Raw genomic sequence first — 14,377 nt, 5'->3', positions numbered from 1 at the left:
GGGCAGAGTAATTACCTCCTTTTGGAGGTCACCGCAAGGCATAGATTTGCTGAAGGTTGTGAGGTAAGGAAGCGGGCTTCTCATGCGAGAACAGCCGCGATGACGGCCCCTCTCTGCAGGTCATTTTGTCGTCTGCGTTGACCCCGACCTGGGTAGCGGATGGAATCGAAGTCGCGCAGTAACCCTCATCGAGTGGTGCGCAGCTTCGCTCCGTCGGGGGACTGGACCGAAGCCGAACGCCGCCCCGGCCGAAAGCCGGGGCGGCGTCTTTCTGCCGTCTCACATCACGACGGTCTGCGGTGCATCACCCTCGACGTCGAGTTACGTCATCGAAGGCCGCCTGCAACGCGATCGCGAAGGCGACACCGATGGCGACACCCATGAAGATGAACGCGATCGTGAAGGCAGCGCTCATCGACAGGATCACGGAGATGACGATCCCGATGGCCACGCCGATCAGAATGCCGAGCACCCATGGGACAAGCCGCGGGCGGTAAGAGCTGACGGGGTCTTTGCCTTGCTTCGGTGCGGTCACGGTCTTCTCCGGTCCTCGTCGAAACGCTGTGGGCCAATCCTTGCGGGAAAGCGCACTGCGCAGGAGCAAGCCGGGAAACCATCAGGCGCCCTGAGGCCGATCCACAGGCGCACGCCTCGGCCAACGCGCGAGCAGCAGGATCGCCGCGCTGAACTGCCCCCAGACCCCCAAAGAGGGGTATTTTCGTCGAGTTGCTTGCTCGCGACCTCCCCTCGCAGTTTGCTGAGCATTGTGCCGTCTGCTTTCTGGGCAAAAAGCACCTTCGTTCCGGTTTGGGACCAGGAACGAAGCAGCACGCCGCCTCCGTTGGGGAACCGAGGCGGCGTGTCTCCCGGTTGAACAACGACCGAGCGCGAGGGGCGACCCGATTAGGGGCGTCACTTCGTGACTCCGGCCGACACACGAGCGATCGGCGATGCGGGTAGTTTCGCGTCATGCAGAAGACCAGGTGGGCCATCCTCGGGCCGGGCGCGATCGCGGAGTCGTTCGCGAAGTGGCTGCCAAGCTCGGAACACGGCGAGCTGCGGGCGGTCGCAAGCCGGGACCCCGAGCGCGCAGCCGTGTTCGCCACCCGCTACGGCGCGGAGATCTCCGGCACGTACGCCGAGATCCTGGCGCGCGACGACGTCGACGCCGTCTACGTCGCGACCGTGCACACAACACACGCGGACCTCGCGGTGGCGGCGCTCGAGGCCGGCAAGGCGGTGCTCTGCGAGAAGCCACTCGCACCCAGCGCCGCCGAGACGGAGCGAGTCCTCGCCGCCGCGGAGCGCGCGGGCCTGCCCGTCGTGGAGGCGTACAAGCATCGCTTCAGCCCTCTCGCTCGCGCCATCGATCGCCGGCTGCAGTGGGGCCAGGTCACGCTGCCGCTGCAGGTGCGCACCCAGTTCGGCTTCGAAGCGGGCAGTCGCGACGGCCGCCTCTTCGACCCGGAACTCGCGGGCGGCGCCATCTTCGACGTCGGAGGCTATCCCGTCTCCTTCGCGGTCGCGGTGGCCGCGTCAGCCGGCGTCGCGCTCGAGCACTTGAACCTCGAAGCCGCGCACGGACGAGTCGGCGGAGCAACGGGACACGTCGAAGGCGGAGTCGACGTGTACTCGACGGCGTGGCTCGGTGCCGAGGGCTTCACCGCCTACGTCGACTGCTCCATCGACACTCAGCTGTCGAAGCGAGCCGACATCGTCGGCGACGGGGGCTGGATCACGCTCGAGAGCGCGTTCGGCGAGCGCGACCTCTCGCCGACGACCCTCGACCATTTCCACGACGGACGACGAACCACGATCGAGGTCGCCCAGGTGCACCCGTTCGCGGCCGAAGCGGATGCGGTCTCCCGCGCACTCAGGGACGGGCGCCTCGAGTCGCGTGCCATGCCGTGGGAGCAGACGCGCACGGTCGCGCGCCTCCTCGATGCCTGGCACGCGACCGTGATGGCCGGAGTCCGGTAGCTCATGTCAGACACCCCCTAGCCGCGCCCCGCATCCTCAGCTGTTGAGATCGAGCTCGATCCCGACGCCCCGCGAGCGCGCCTCACGCACGAGGAGGTCGGCGATCGCCAGGTCCTGAGCGCCGATGCCGACGGAATCGAACAGCGTGATCTGCTCGGCGCTCGTGCGGCCCGGTCGCAGCCCAGCCAGCACCTCACCGAGCGTCCCGATGACATCGTCGAGGCCAAGCGCGCCCTCGGCCACCGCGAGCATGAGGTCTCCCGACTTCGTGCGTGCCGTCGCCAGGTCGTCGACCCACACGGATGCGCGTGACATGGTCAGCGCATCCACCTCGCGCTCGTCGGGTCGCGGCCTGGCGCCGACCACGTTGAGGTGCTGCCCGGGACGCAACCACTCGCCCCGCACGATCGGACTGACCGACGGCGTGAGCGTGCACACCGTGTCTGCCCGTTCGAAGACCGACTCGCAGGAGTCGACGACCTCGATGGCACCCGGCCAGTCGAGCGACTCCGCGAGCGCGACGGCCCGCTCGTTGGTCCGCGACCAGATGACGAGGCGATCCCAGTCGCGCACACCGCGAAGCGCCTCGACGTGCTCCCGCGCGAGCCCGCCAGCACCGACGAGGCCGAGGACGCGGCTGTCGTCGCGGGCCAGCGCGCGGGTCGCGACGGCACTGGCGGCCGCCGTCCGCACACGAGTGGGCACGCCTCCGTGCAGGAGCGCGACCGGGGCTCCGAGCTCGCGATCGAGCACCGTGATCATCGAACGCTGCGTCGGAAGACCCCTGGCCAAGTTGTCGGGAACATCGGCGAGCAGCTTCACCGCGGCAGTACCGGTGGCCTCCGAAAGCGCCGACATGAGCACGTAGCGGCCGGTGCCCGCATCCGTCTTCATGGAGGTGGGCGGCGGCTGGTCCGCCGCGCCGCGGGCGATCTCGGCGAAGATCTCCGCCACCGCGAGCTCCGTCGCCGATCTGTCGACCAGCTCCTCGAGCTGCGAGGCGGTCAGCACGATCACGCGGTACCCACGAGCTCGAGCGCGTCGGCGACGACAACCCCGCCGAAAAGCACGGTGCGGTCAGGGAGGCGGTCCATGACGGCGCTCGTCACGGTCTCGCCGGCGATGAGCTGGAGGTCTGCGCGGTCGCCGACCGAGACGCCAGGGCGGTCGAGAGCCCCCTGCAGCGCTGGGGAGGTCCCCAGCACCGAGCGGCCGCCGACGGTGGCGATGGCCATGCAGTGTTCGATGTCCTCGTCACGCCGGAAGCCGTTCGTGAAGGCCAGCTGCCAGGTGCGGTCCAGCATGTCGGCGTTGCCGTACGGCGACCAGTAGTCGCGCTGGCCATCCTCGCCGAGGCCGACCCGGATGCCGTGCTCAGCCAGCAGCAGCGTGGGCAACGGCTTGGCTGGCGCAATCGTCGCCCAGGCAATGTCAAGCTCAGCAAACTGCTCGACCAGGGGGAGAAGCTGCTCGCGCGGCAGCTCGGCGAGCCCGTACCCGTGCGAGATGGTCACCCGCCCGGTCATGCCGAGCGCGCGGGTGCGCTCCACGATGAGCTCGGCCGAGAACCGGGCGAGCTGGTCGGGCTCGTGCAGGTGGATGTCGATGGGGGCGTCGAAACGCTCGGCGAGCCCGAAGACCAGGTCGAGGTGCTTCGCCGGGTCGCGGTCGAGTTGGCACGGATCGATGCCGCCGACCACGTCGGCCCCGGAGCGCATGGCCTCCTCGAGCAGTTCGAACGATCCCTCCTCGCGAAGCAGACCAGCCTGCGGGAAGGCGATCACCTCCACGGTGGCGCGGTCGCGGTGCTGCTGCTTGGCCGCGAGCACCGCCTCGAGCCGTTCGAGCCCCGCATCCACATCCACCTGCGCGTAGCTTCGTGCGCTTGTGGTGCCGTGGGCGATCATGCGCGCCAGGGTGCCGCTTGTGCGCTCGTCCATTGGTACTTCAGCCTCGCGCCAGTTGACACGGTCGTTGAGCATCATGCCCCACACCCCGGGGCGGCCCGTGTGCGGCCGGAACGGGAGGCCGATTCTGGTGGAGTCGAGGTGCACGTGCACGTCAGCGAAGGAGGGGAGCAGGATGCGACCGCGACCCTCGATCACCGTCTCGCCCGCTTCCGGCGTTGCGCCGGTCGGCAGGATGGCGGCGATCGTTCCGTCCTTCAGCCGGACGTCGGCTGCTTCCCCGCCCCAGGGGCGGACGTCACGCAGCAGCGCGGCGCTCAACGGAAGCTCGTCTGCGTGAAGTCGAACAGGCCGTCGGCGCGGGGCGTCCACTCGAGGTCGGGGTCAGCTGCGTAGTTGTTCATGGGCACGTAGAGCGGCACGAAGTATCCCTGTTCGTTGCTGTAGTTGAGGAGCTCGGCGAAGACGTCGAGGCGTTCGTCGCCGGTGACCGCACGCTGTTCGGCAGCGAGTTCCGCCGTGCGCGGGTCCTGCGCGTAGTTGTTGTTGCCGGCAGTCTCGTAGAAGTCGGTCAGCGGCAAGTCGCCGTCGACGGTCGACGGCGCCCAGGTGTTGAGGTAGATGCCCTGCATCTCCTTGCTGCGAATCTTCAGCGTATGGGCCTGCTGGTCTGCCCCGCGCAGTTCGACGGTGATGCCGACGTCGGCCAGCGAGGCCTGGATCGTCTGCGCGACCTCCGAGGAGAGCGGGATGCGCCCGTCGGTGGCGTAGTCGAAGGGGATCGGCTCGCCTGCGTAGCCGGCTTCGGCGAGGAGCGCGCGGGCCCGCTCCTGGTTGTAGTCGGGTGCGGTCACGTCGTCGCTGTACCCCTCGACGGCCGGTGCGAGCATGGCGCTCGCCGGTTCAGCGAGCCCTCCGAGCAGTCCGCCAGTGATGGCCTCCTTGTCGATGGCGAGGGCGATGGCTTCGCGGATGCGCACGTCGGTGAGCACGCCGCTGGTGGAGTTGACGCCGAGGAAGACAACGCCGTTCGACAGTGCTGAGAACACCTGCGCGGACCCCTGTCCGTCGACCGAGGAGACCTGCGTTGGTCCGATCGGCGCGACGCCGAGGCTGCTGGACAGCACCCCGTTGACCCGGGACTCATCGGAGGAAACGGGCTGCAGCGAGATCTGCTCGATGGCGGGTGCCTCGCCCCAGTAGTCATCGTTGCGAGCCAGGTCGTAGGAGACGCCGGTTTGGATGCTCTCGAAGACGTATGGTCCCGAACCGATGGGGTCCTGCGCGAAGGCGTCGGCCCCCACCTCCTGATACGTGTCCGCGGGCACGATCGAGATCAGGGACGTGTTGCGCGGGAAGGCTGAGAACGGAGAGTTGAGGGTGAAGCGCACGGTGAGCTCATCCACGGCCTCGACCGACGCGACGGAGCTGAGGTAGGCGAAGTTCTCGCCAGTCGGGTCGTCGAGGATCGTCTGGTACGAGAAGGCGACGTCTTCGGCGGTGATCGCCTCGCCGTTGCTGGCCTCGACTCCTTCGCGCAAGGTGAAGTCCCACTGCGTGAGGTCGTCGTTTGGGGTCCACTCCGTGGCGAGTTTCGGCGCCAGCTCGCCGTCGGCGGTAATCGCCACGAGCTGGTCGAAGGTGTGGAAGAACACGGAGAGCACAACGAGGGCGCCGGAGCGGATCGGGTCCATCGAGGTCGGATCAGTGGGAATCGCGGCGACGATCTTGGTCGGCTCGTCGCCTGCGGCGCCGGTGTCGTCGAAGCCGCCTGCGCAGCTGGTGAGCAGGAGCGTGCCGGTGGCGGCGAGTGCGCCGGTCGCGAGGAGGCGACGCCGGAGGGTGTGCTTGGGCATGGGGTTCCTCTGTTCGGGGGGCGTGCGAGGGCATGGTGAAGGAGCGAGGGAGAACGGAACGGAGCGTGCGAGAAGGAGAGGGAGGTCGGGTCAGGCGACGGCCAGCGGATGCGCACCGCGGCGCGGCCCGTCGAGGCGCGGCACGGCGTCGAGCAGCTGACGCGTGAACGGATGCTTGGGAGAGCTGAAGATCTCTGCGGTCGACGCCTCCTCGACCACTCGCCCTTCCTGCATCACCACCACGCGGTCGGCGATGCTGCGCACGACGCCGAGGTCGTGGGAGATGAAGAGGTAGCCGAGCCCGTGCTCGCGCTGCAGCCCGTCGAGGAGTTCAAGCACCTGCGCCTGGATCGACACGTCGAGTGCCGAGACGGGCTCGTCGAGGACAAGCAGCCCCGGGCGCAACGCGAGCGCCCTGGCGATGCCGACGCGCTGGCGCTGGCCTCCCGAGAGCTGAGCCGGGAGGCGCTTCGCGTGCTGTTCGTCGAGGCCGACATCGGCGAGCAAGCGAGCGACGGTGGCCTTGTCGTAGGCGTGGCGGATGCGGAGGGGTTCCGCGACGAGGTCGTGCACGGTCAGCCGCGGGTCGAGGGCCGAGTAAGGGTCCTGGAAGACGATCTGCGCACGTTCGCGTTCCGCCGCGCTGCGCGCCCCCAGCTCGTTGTGGACCGACACCCCGCCGAGTTCGATGGTCCCGGATGTGGCGGGGTGCACACCGAGCACAGCTTTCGCGAGCGACGACTTGCCGCACCCGGATTCGCCGACGACGGCGACGGTCTCTCCCGCCGCGATCCGCAGCGAGACCCCGTCCACGGCGCGCACGGGTTGCCTGCGACCGTGCGCGCGGTACTCGACCACAACGCGGTCGGCGACCAGCGCATCCGGTTGGCCAGGGCGTACGGCGCTCGCGGCACGCTCGCTCTCGGCGGGGATGGCCGCCATGAGGCGCTTGGTGTAGTCCTCGGTGGGGCAGTCGAGCACTGATCGTGTTCCGCCGGTCTCCACGACGCGGCCGTGGTGCATGACGGCGAGCCTGTCGCTGTTCTCGGCGACCAAGCCCAGGTCGTGGGTGATGAGCACAAGCGCCGAGCCGGTGCGCTCGCGCACCTCGGCGAGCAGGTCCATGACCTGCGCCTGCACCGTCACATCGAGGGCCGTTGTGGGCTCGTCGGCGATCAGGAGGAGCGGATCGTGGGCGATCGCCATCGCGATCATGGCCCGCTGGCGCATCCCACCAGACCATTGGTGCGGTCGGGCGGATGCTCGCTCCGCGGCATCCCGGACGCCGACTGCGGTCAGCAGTTCAACGGCACGCTCCCGGGCGGCACGGCGGCTCATGGGCTGGTGCACACGCACGGCGGCAGCCACCTGCGCGCCGACCGCGCGCAGCGGGTCGAGCGAGGACATCGGGTCCTGGAACACCATGGCGGCGGTGCGACCACGTAGCGCTCGCAGCTCCCGCTCGCCCATCCACACGTCGGCTTCCACATCGACGAGCACCTTGCCATCGAGCAGGATGCGCCCGGCGGCGATGCGGGTGCCCGCAGGAAGCAGACCAAGCGCGGCGAGCACCGTCAGGCTCTTGCCGGAGCCGGACTCCCCCACCACCCCGAGCGACTCGCCGGGGTCGACTTGGAGCGTGACGCCATCTACGAGTGCACGCGGCGCCTCGCCCGTCGTCTCGATGCGCAGGTCTTCGATGCGCAGTACCGGATTCATCGCATGCCTCCCTTCCGCAGCAGCGAGCCGCGGGTCTCTGCAGTGAACTGCTGGCTCAGGAACTGCACTCCGCCGACCGCGAGCAGCATGACGAGGCCGGGCAGCAGCGACAGCCACGGGTCGCTGCCGAGGTGACGCTGGCCGTCGAAGATCATGCCGCCCCAGCTCGGCACAGGCGGCTGGACGCCCAGCCCGAGGTACTCGAGCGAGGAGGTGATGAGCACGATCGTGGCGAGGTCTGTGGCGGCGATGATGAGCGTGTGCGGCCAGATGTTCGGCACGATGTGACGAGTGAGCACCCAGATCGTGTCCCCGCCCTGGGTGAGCGGCGAGACCACGAAGTCCTGTCGCCGAAGCGCGGCCGCGACGTTGCGCGTGACTCGTGCGTAGCCGACCCACCAGGTGCAGCCGAGTACCAGGATCGTGAGCCCAGCGCTCGGACGCAGGACGGCGCAGATCGCGATGAGCAGCAGCACAACCGGCATGGCCAGCGTCACGTTGCTGAGCAGCGTGACGAGCGCCTCGAGGCGCCCACCGAAGTAGCCGGCGAGGATGCCGACGGTGCTGCCGATGATGGCGTTCATCACCACGATGAGCACCGTCATGCCGAGCGTCACGGCCGAGGCGAGCGCGATGCGGTCGAGGAGGTCTCGGCCGAGCGCGTCCGTGCCGAGCGGATGCGCCGGGTCGGTGAACGGCGGCAGCATCGCTGCACGCAGGTCCTGACCCATGGGGTCGAAGCCGGGCAGCATCGGCACGATCGCCGTCAGCAGCAGGACTGCGCCGATCATGGTGGCGCCGATCACAGCGCCAGGGCGGAGCCGCCGGGGAGGTCGGAGGCGACGAGGCAGGCGACGCGGTGCCGTCGTGACGGGAGTGAGTTGAGCGGTCATGCGGCAGCCGTTCTCGTGTCGATTCGGCGGACCAGCACGTCCACCGCGGTGTTGACGATGACGAAGGCAAGCGCGACGAAGACGAGACCCGCTTGCACGATCGGGAAGTCGCGCTGGCTCACGGCCGTGGTGAGGAGCTGGCCGAGGCCGGGCCAGGCGAACACCACCTCGACGACGACGGTGCCGCCGAGCAGCCCGCCGAGGTTGAGTCCGGCCATGCCGAGCACCGGCAGCGCCGCGTTCGGCAGCATGCGAGTGAACAGCACGGTCGAGCGGCGCTGGCCTTGTGCGATGGCGGTGCGCACGTAGTCCTGCCCGGCTTGCTCGCTGAGCGCCGAGTCCAGGAGGCGGAGGTACATGACGAACTGACCTGTGGCGAGTGTGGCCACGGGAAGCACGAGACTGGCGTAGCTGTTGCGGCCGAGCGACGGCAGGGCGCCGAGCAGCACGGAGAAGACCAGCACGAGCAGCAGTGCGAAGAAGAAGTCCGGGATCGACTGGCGCACAGCGCCAGCCCACCCCACGATGGCGCGCAGCACCCGGCTGCCGGTGAGCTGGATCGCCAGCGCCGCGGCGACTGCGAGCGCTAGCCCGATGACAAAGGCCCAGAAGGCCAGCTCGAGTGTCGCGGGGACGCGCTCGAGGACAAGCCCGAGCGCTGATTCGTGCAGCCGGTAGGAGCTGCCGAAGTTGCCGGTGAAGAGTCCGGCGATGGTGTCGAGATACTGCACGATGAGGGGGCGGTCGAAGCCGAGCGCGGTGTTGAGCGCATCGACTTCAGCCTGCGTCGCGTTGTCGGGCAGGAGCAGCGCACCGGGCTCACCGGTGGCGCGGCCGAGCGCAAAAGCGATGGTCACCACGGCAAGCACGGTGGCGACGGCGAGGGCCAGTCGGCGGGCGATAAACGGGAGCACGTTGGTGACGCTATGCGACCGCATTCACGCATCGGGGCGAAGTAACACGCTTGTCACACAGTTCTTACCCTGACGTCACTTTTGAATACCAAACCTGCATTTTCCGGGGTCCATCTTGTTTCTAAGTCGCTTCTGGCATTCCAAATGACGTTTCGCGTACGTGCCAGAATGGAGCCCATGACCCTCGAACCGACCCCGGCGCGCATCGCCCACGCCCTCCGCGAGCAGATCATCACGGGCGAGCTCGAGATGGGGTCGAAACTCAACGAGCGCGAGATCGCAGAGCGGCTCGAAGTGTCGCGCGTGCCGGTGCGGGAAGCCCTGCCGATCCTGGAATCGGAGGGCTTCATCACCTCGCAGCCGCGTCGTGGCGCGGTTGTCCACGTGCTCACCGTGACCGACGCGATCGAGGTCTTCGACCTGAGGCGCCAGCTCGAGCCGATGGCCTCCGCCTTCGCAGCGAGGCGGGCGAGCGCCGGAGCAGACGTCGCCCCCATGCTGGCCGCCCTGCGCTCGGCACACGGCGCATCGACCCCCGATACCCCATCGGATGCGCCGCCCTCGACACGCAACTCCGACCTGCATGAAGAGATCATCGCCCTGGCCGACCACGCCCTGCTGCGCCGCGTCACGAAGCTGATGAGCGGCCGCGTGCGATGGCTCTTCAGGCTCACTCCGCAGCGCGACACCGCAGCGATGTGGGTCGAGCACCGTGACATCGTCGACGCCATCGTCGCAGGCCAGGCCGACGTGGCAGAGCTGCTGACCGCCGCCCACGTCGAGCGCGGCCGCATCGAGTCCATGCCGCTGCTCGAGGCGCAGCTGCCGCGCGAGGCGCCCGCCGCCAAGACGAGGCGTCGGCGCACTACCGCCCCTCAGTAACCCCAACCTCGACGCCGGATACCCCGCCCGACCCGGCGCGAGCATCCAACCCCGCCGCAGCGCGTGCCGCAGCGGTGAACGCGGGACTCACCCGCTCCCAGCCGTCGAGGTAGCCACCCACCATCGCGGCGTCGCGCAGCAGGACCAGCTGGGCAGCGGCCGCCTGCGGCTCCGGATGCTGCGCACCCTCGAGCATGGCCTGCAGCTCGGCCCTGAACCACTCGCGATGCCGAGCGACGGCGACGCGCACGCCACTCTCGCTCGCGGGGTACTCGGCCGCCGCGTTGATGAACGGGCAGCCCCTCGTGTGGTGGCGAGCGACATCCTCGGCGAGGCCGCCGATGACAAGCTCGATGAGCTGGGTCGGGCCCTGCGCCATCGCTTCCGCACCCTCGAGCGCTTCGCGAATACTCGCGTCCTCGACCCCGAGGTAGGCCTCGACGAGGTCTTCCTTGCTCGGGAAGTGCCGGTAGAAGGTGGCCCGCGTCACGCCCGCCTCGCTCACGATGCGGTCGACCCCGACCGCGTGAATCCCCTCCCCGTAGAAGAGGGCGGATGCGGTCGCCAGAAGTCGCTCTCGGGCAGCGGATGCGCCGCCTGCCGTCGTTCGCTTGGCCATGCGGTCAATAGTAGAACGATCTTTCTCTTTTCGCTTGACAAGTTCTCGATTCCGGCCGTATGGTTCCAGCAAGACAGAACGATCGTTCTACTCAACACAGTAAGACACCAACCCAGAACCACGCAGACGCACAACGGAGATCGCAATGAACAGCAACGACCAGCACAAGACCCCCATCGTCCTCATCCACGGGCTCTGGATGACCCCCACCAGCTGGACCACGTGGGCTGAGTACTTCCGGGCCCGCGGACACGAAGTCATCGTGCCTGGCTGGCCCGGAATCGACGACCGCAGCGTCGCCGACATCCGCCGCAACCCCGCCGCACTCAAGGGGGTCGGCCTCGCGCAGATCGCTGACCACTACGAGCGCATCATCCGCGCCCTGCCGGAGAAGCCGATCATCATGGGCCACTCCTTCGGCGGACTCCTCACGCAGATGCTCGCCGACCGCGACCTCGGCGTCGCCTACGTCGGCGTCACCCCCGGCCAGCCCGCTGGCATCACGACGCTGCCCATCTCCACCGTGCGATCCGGCTTCCCCGTCCTCCGCAACCCGTTCAACAAGAACGGGGCGTCACCCATCTCGAAGTCGCACTTCCACTACACGTTTGGCAACGACCTCAGCCGCGCCGAGTCGGACAAGCTGTGGGAGGAGTTCGCCGTCAACTCGGTGAACAGGGTCTTCTTCGAGGGAGTCGCGGCTGCCTTCAATGAGAAGAGCGGCGCGAGCCACGTCGACTACGCACGTGGCGACCGGGCACCCCTGCTCGTCATCACGGGCGAGATCGACCACGTCGTGCCGCCCGTCATCGGGCGCGCGATCGTCAAGAAGTACTCGCAGACGGGAAGCCCCGCGACGGTCGCGTACCGCGAGTTCGCGGGACGCACGCACCGCATCGTGAGCCAGACCGGGTGGGAAGAGGTCGCCGACTACGCGCTCACCTGGGCCACGACCCACGCCGAGGTGCCGACGAGCAACTGAGCGCAGTACCGCACCGAAGACCGCGGCAGACAGAGCCGTGACAGATAAAGCACTGACGCGAGGCACCTTGTGGATGCCTCGCGTCAGTGTGTTGGTGGCGAGTGAGGGATTCGAACCCCCGAATGCTGAGCAGTCTGATTTACAGTCAGATCCCTTTGGCCGCTTGGGTAACTCGCCAGTGCACAGCGCAGAGCGCAAACGTGCAGGCTAGAGACTACCGACTTCCACTCGGTTTGTCGAAACGACCCGGGACCGGGCTCCGCTCGTGAGATTGTCGGCGGTCCTCGCTACCATGGTCGACATGGCAGATTCCTCGTTTGACGTCGTTAACAAGGTCGACAAGATGGAGGCGGACAACGCCGTCAACCAAGCGCAGAAGGAACTGGAGACGCGCTACGACTTCAAGGGCGTTGGCGCCTCGGTCGATTGGTCTGGCGAAAAGCTCCTCCTCAAGGCTTCCAGTGAAGAGCGCGTGAAGGCGGTGCTCGATGTCCTGCAGACCAAGTTCATCAAGCGCGGCTTCTCACTGAAGACGCTCGACGTCGGCGAGCCGTACGCCTCCGGCAAGGAGTACCGCATCGAGGCCTCCCTCAAGGAGGGCATCGACCAGCCGAGCGCGAAGAAGCTCACGAAGCTCATCCGCGACGAGGGCCCCAAGACCGTGAAGGCACAGATCCAGGGCGACGAGCTCCGCGTCTCCTCCAAGAGCCGCGACGACCTGCAGGCCACCATGGCGCTGCTCAAGAGCGCCGACGTCGAGGTCGACCTGCAGTTCGTCAACCGCCGCTAGTGCCCCCGGGGGTCGCGCGGACCGGGTACGACCCAGGCGCCGCCGCTGGCGCGCTCATGCCCTGGTACCCGGAGCTCGGGCTCACCGGGTTCTGGTTCGCGGCCGTCGCGACCTTCTACGTGCTCATCGTCCTGACGGCGGTGGTTGTCATCCCCCGCAACCGCCGCCCCACGACGGCCCTCGCGTGGATCATCACGATCATCCTGATCCCGTACCTCGGCGTCATCCTGTTCTTCCTGTTCGGCACCAACCAGTTGCCGACCCGCAGACGACGCATGCAGGCACAGGTCGACGGCATCATCCGCGACGCCACCGACCAGATCGCCCCCGCCGAACGCGCGATCACGAGCCCGTCCTGGTTCGAGCAGGTCACAAAACTCGGCGAGCACCTCACCGCGATCCCCCTCGCCGACGGCAACCGACTCGAGCTGCACGGCACCTACAACCGCGCCATCCGGCGCATGGCCAACGAGATCGACGAAGCCGAGAGCTACGTCAACGTCCTCTTCTACGCCATGAGCCACGACGACGCCACCGCCCCGTTCTTCGACGCCCTCGAACGCGCCGTGCAACGCGGCGTGACCGTGCGCGTCCTCTTCGACCACATCGGGTCGATGCGCTACCGGGGCTACAAGAAAATGAAGACGCGCCTCACCGAGATCGGCGCCGACTGGCGCCGCATGCTTTCCCTGTACCCGTGGGAAGGCGGCATGCAGCGCGTCGACCTGCGCAACCACCGCAAACTGCTGGTCGTCGACGGCCGGGTCGCCTACCTCGGCTCGCAAAACCTCATCTCCCGCGACTACCACCGCGGACCCAAGCCCGGCACCGACTCCCTCAAATGGAAAGACCTCATGCTCCGCATGGAGGGCCCCATGGTCACGGGCGTCAACGCCGTCTTCATCTCCGACTGGTACGCCGAGACGGAACAGCTGCTCACCGAGGTCTTCGAGAACGACCCCGTCACCCCGGAGCCGGACGAAGCGGAAGCCGACGTCGAAGCCGGCGACCAGCACGACGTGTTCCCGTGCCAGCTCGTGCCGAGCGGGCCAGGCTACGAGAACGAGAACAACCTGCGCCTCTTCAACCAGTTGCTGTACGCAGCCCGCGAGCGCATCGTCATCGTCAGCCCCTACTTCGTGCCAGACGACTCACTCATGTATGCCATCACCACGGCAGTGCAACGGGGAGTCCACGTCGAACTCTTCGTCGGCGAAATCGCCGACCAGTTCTTCGTCTTCCACGCCCAACGCTCCTACTACGAGGCCCTCCTCCGCGCAGGCGTCAGAATCAGGCTCTACCGCCGCCCCTACATCCTGCACTCCAAGCACATCACCTTCGACGACTCAGTGACCCTCATCGGCTCGAGCAACATGGACATGCGATCCTTCACTCTCAACGCCGAACTCATGCTCATGGTGCACGGCGAAGAGTTCGTGAACCGGATGCGCGAGGTCGAGAACGGCTACCGGCAGCGCAGCTTCGAGCTCACCCTCGACGAGTGGAGACAGCGCCCCATCCTGACCCGCGCACTCGACAACGTCGCCCGCCTGACCAGCGTCATCCAGTAGCCAGGCGCACACACGCAGAGCAGGGCAGCACCGACTGGTGCTGCCCTGCGTGACCCTGCTGTAGGTCCCCAGACCTAAGGGGTCTTCAGCCGACGGCGAGCTCCCCCAGTATCGCGCCGCGGTCAGAGCGACCATTGCGACGCGGCTCAGCCGCCGACTGAAGTCTTTGACTCGGACCGGTTCAGGTCCAGAATCTCTTCCGCTCTCTGTGCGTACTCCGAGCGTACGAGGTGAACGAGCGTTCCGCGATGGGGAGAACTCCCC

At 67.8% G+C, this 14,377-nt stretch carries 13 protein-coding genes and 1 tRNA gene; 5 read left to right on the top strand and 9 right to left on the bottom strand.

All coding sequences use genetic code 11. The features are described 5' to 3' along the window. Positions 1 to 304: 304 nt before the first annotated feature. A complete protein-coding gene (locus C5B85_RS15170; RefSeq protein WP_104286846.1) occupies positions 305 to 535 on the bottom strand; it encodes a hypothetical protein in 231 nt (76 codons plus the stop codon). 434 nt (positions 536 to 969) lie between these two features. Between C5B85_RS15170 and C5B85_RS15165 the strand changes: the two genes are divergently transcribed. Continuing rightward, positions 970 to 1,980: a Gfo/Idh/MocA family protein gene (locus C5B85_RS15165; RefSeq protein WP_104286845.1), complete on the top strand. Its 1,011-nt coding sequence runs from the start codon at positions 970 to 972 to the stop codon at positions 1,978 to 1,980. Positions 1,981 to 2,016: 36 nt separating this feature from the next. Here the strand turns inward: C5B85_RS15165 and C5B85_RS15160 are convergent, their stop codons facing one another. The 6 genes from C5B85_RS15160 to C5B85_RS15135 all read right to left on the bottom strand — a co-directional run bounded on the left by C5B85_RS15160 (position 2,017) and on the right by C5B85_RS15135 (position 9,269). Then, entirely contained in the window at positions 2,017 to 2,997 is a 981-nt protein-coding gene (locus tag C5B85_RS15160) for an ornithine cyclodeaminase family protein (RefSeq protein WP_104286844.1), read from the bottom strand. Further along, on the bottom strand, positions 2,994 to 4,208 hold the full coding sequence (locus C5B85_RS15155; RefSeq protein ID WP_258070829.1) for an amidohydrolase family protein: 1,215 nt from the start codon (positions 4,206 to 4,208) through the stop codon (positions 2,994 to 2,996). Before C5B85_RS15155 ends, C5B85_RS15160 begins: the two co-directional genes overlap by 4 nt. Further along, positions 4,205 to 5,743 carry an ABC transporter substrate-binding protein gene (locus tag C5B85_RS15150; protein WP_104286843.1) on the bottom strand — a complete coding sequence of 513 codons (1,539 nt, stop codon included), beginning with the start codon at positions 5,741 to 5,743 and terminating at the stop codon, positions 4,205 to 4,207. Before C5B85_RS15150 ends, C5B85_RS15155 begins: the two co-directional genes overlap by 4 nt. A 90-nt stretch (positions 5,744 to 5,833) precedes the next feature. Next, complete coding sequence (locus tag C5B85_RS15145) at positions 5,834 to 7,462, bottom strand: ABC transporter ATP-binding protein (protein WP_104286842.1); 1,629 nt, start codon at positions 7,460 to 7,462, stop codon at positions 5,834 to 5,836. After that, positions 7,459 to 8,355: an ABC transporter permease gene (locus C5B85_RS15140; RefSeq protein WP_104286841.1), complete on the bottom strand. Its 897-nt coding sequence runs from the start codon at positions 8,353 to 8,355 to the stop codon at positions 7,459 to 7,461. The genes C5B85_RS15145 and C5B85_RS15140 overlap by 4 nt, the downstream gene beginning before the upstream one ends. Then, positions 8,352 to 9,269 (bottom strand): ABC transporter permease, encoded by a 918-nt coding sequence (locus tag C5B85_RS15135; protein ID WP_181064462.1) that lies wholly within the window; start codon positions 9,267 to 9,269, stop codon positions 8,352 to 8,354. The genes C5B85_RS15140 and C5B85_RS15135 overlap by 4 nt, the downstream gene beginning before the upstream one ends. A 177-nt stretch (positions 9,270 to 9,446) precedes the next feature. Between C5B85_RS15135 and C5B85_RS15130 the strand changes: the two genes are divergently transcribed. Next, positions 9,447 to 10,151 carry a GntR family transcriptional regulator gene (locus tag C5B85_RS15130; protein WP_181064461.1) on the top strand — a complete coding sequence of 235 codons (705 nt, stop codon included), beginning with the start codon at positions 9,447 to 9,449 and terminating at the stop codon, positions 10,149 to 10,151. On the opposite strand, the gene C5B85_RS15125 is transcribed toward C5B85_RS15130, so the two are convergent. Beyond that, positions 10,135 to 10,770 carry a TetR/AcrR family transcriptional regulator gene (locus C5B85_RS15125; RefSeq protein ID WP_104286838.1) on the bottom strand — a complete coding sequence of 212 codons (636 nt, stop codon included), beginning with the start codon at positions 10,768 to 10,770 and terminating at the stop codon, positions 10,135 to 10,137. The genes C5B85_RS15130 and C5B85_RS15125 overlap by 17 nt on opposite strands. Positions 10,771 to 10,915: 145 nt before the next feature. On the opposite strand from C5B85_RS15125, the gene C5B85_RS15120 reads away from it, so the two are divergent. Further along, complete coding sequence (locus C5B85_RS15120; protein ID WP_104286837.1) at positions 10,916 to 11,752, top strand: alpha/beta hydrolase; 837 nt, start codon at positions 10,916 to 10,918, stop codon at positions 11,750 to 11,752. Positions 11,753 to 11,844: 92 nt separating this feature from the next. Here C5B85_RS15120 and C5B85_RS15115 read toward each other — a convergent pair. Next, a tRNA-Tyr gene (locus C5B85_RS15115) sits at positions 11,845 to 11,929 on the bottom strand. Between the two features lie 124 nt (positions 11,930 to 12,053). On the opposite strand from C5B85_RS15115, the gene C5B85_RS15110 reads away from it, so the two are divergent. Both C5B85_RS15110 and cls read left to right on the top strand, forming a co-directional pair. Continuing rightward, entirely contained in the window at positions 12,054 to 12,542 is a 489-nt protein-coding gene (locus C5B85_RS15110) for a YajQ family cyclic di-GMP-binding protein (protein WP_068478537.1), read from the top strand. 56 nt (positions 12,543 to 12,598) lie between these two features. Further along, complete coding sequence (cls, locus tag C5B85_RS15105) at positions 12,599 to 14,113, top strand: cardiolipin synthase (protein ID WP_104286887.1); 1,515 nt, start codon at positions 12,599 to 12,601, stop codon at positions 14,111 to 14,113. Positions 14,114 to 14,377: the final 264 nt, after the last annotated feature.

Source organism: Pseudoclavibacter sp. AY1F1, assembly GCF_002931075.1.
Taxonomy (GTDB): domain Bacteria; phylum Actinomycetota; class Actinomycetes; order Actinomycetales; family Microbacteriaceae; genus Pseudoclavibacter.
Note: the sequence above shows the minus strand (reverse complement) of the source record. Positions and strands in the feature narration are given on the sequence as shown.

Coding starts and splice junctions, on each gene's coding strand:
- C5B85_RS15130 (WP_181064461.1), top strand. CDS start 9,447: ATGACCCTCGAACCGACCCCGGCGCGCATCGCCCACGCCCTCCGCGAG.
- C5B85_RS15120 (WP_104286837.1), top strand. CDS start 10,916: ATGAACAGCAACGACCAGCACAAGACCCCCATCGTCCTCATCCACGGG.
- C5B85_RS15125 (WP_104286838.1), bottom strand. CDS start 10,770: ATGGCCAAGCGAACGACGGCAGGCGGCGCATCCGCTGCCCGAGAGCGA.
- C5B85_RS15150 (WP_104286843.1), bottom strand. CDS start 5,743: ATGCCCAAGCACACCCTCCGGCGTCGCCTCCTCGCGACCGGCGCACTC.
- C5B85_RS15145 (WP_104286842.1), bottom strand. CDS start 7,462: ATGAATCCGGTACTGCGCATCGAAGACCTGCGCATCGAGACGACGGGC.
- C5B85_RS15110 (WP_068478537.1), top strand. CDS start 12,054: ATGGCAGATTCCTCGTTTGACGTCGTTAACAAGGTCGACAAGATGGAG.
- C5B85_RS15140 (WP_104286841.1), bottom strand. CDS start 8,355: ATGACCGCTCAACTCACTCCCGTCACGACGGCACCGCGTCGCCTGCCT.
- cls (WP_104286887.1), top strand. CDS start 12,599: ATGCCCTGGTACCCGGAGCTCGGGCTCACCGGGTTCTGGTTCGCGGCC.
- C5B85_RS15165 (WP_104286845.1), top strand. CDS start 970: ATGCAGAAGACCAGGTGGGCCATCCTCGGGCCGGGCGCGATCGCGGAG.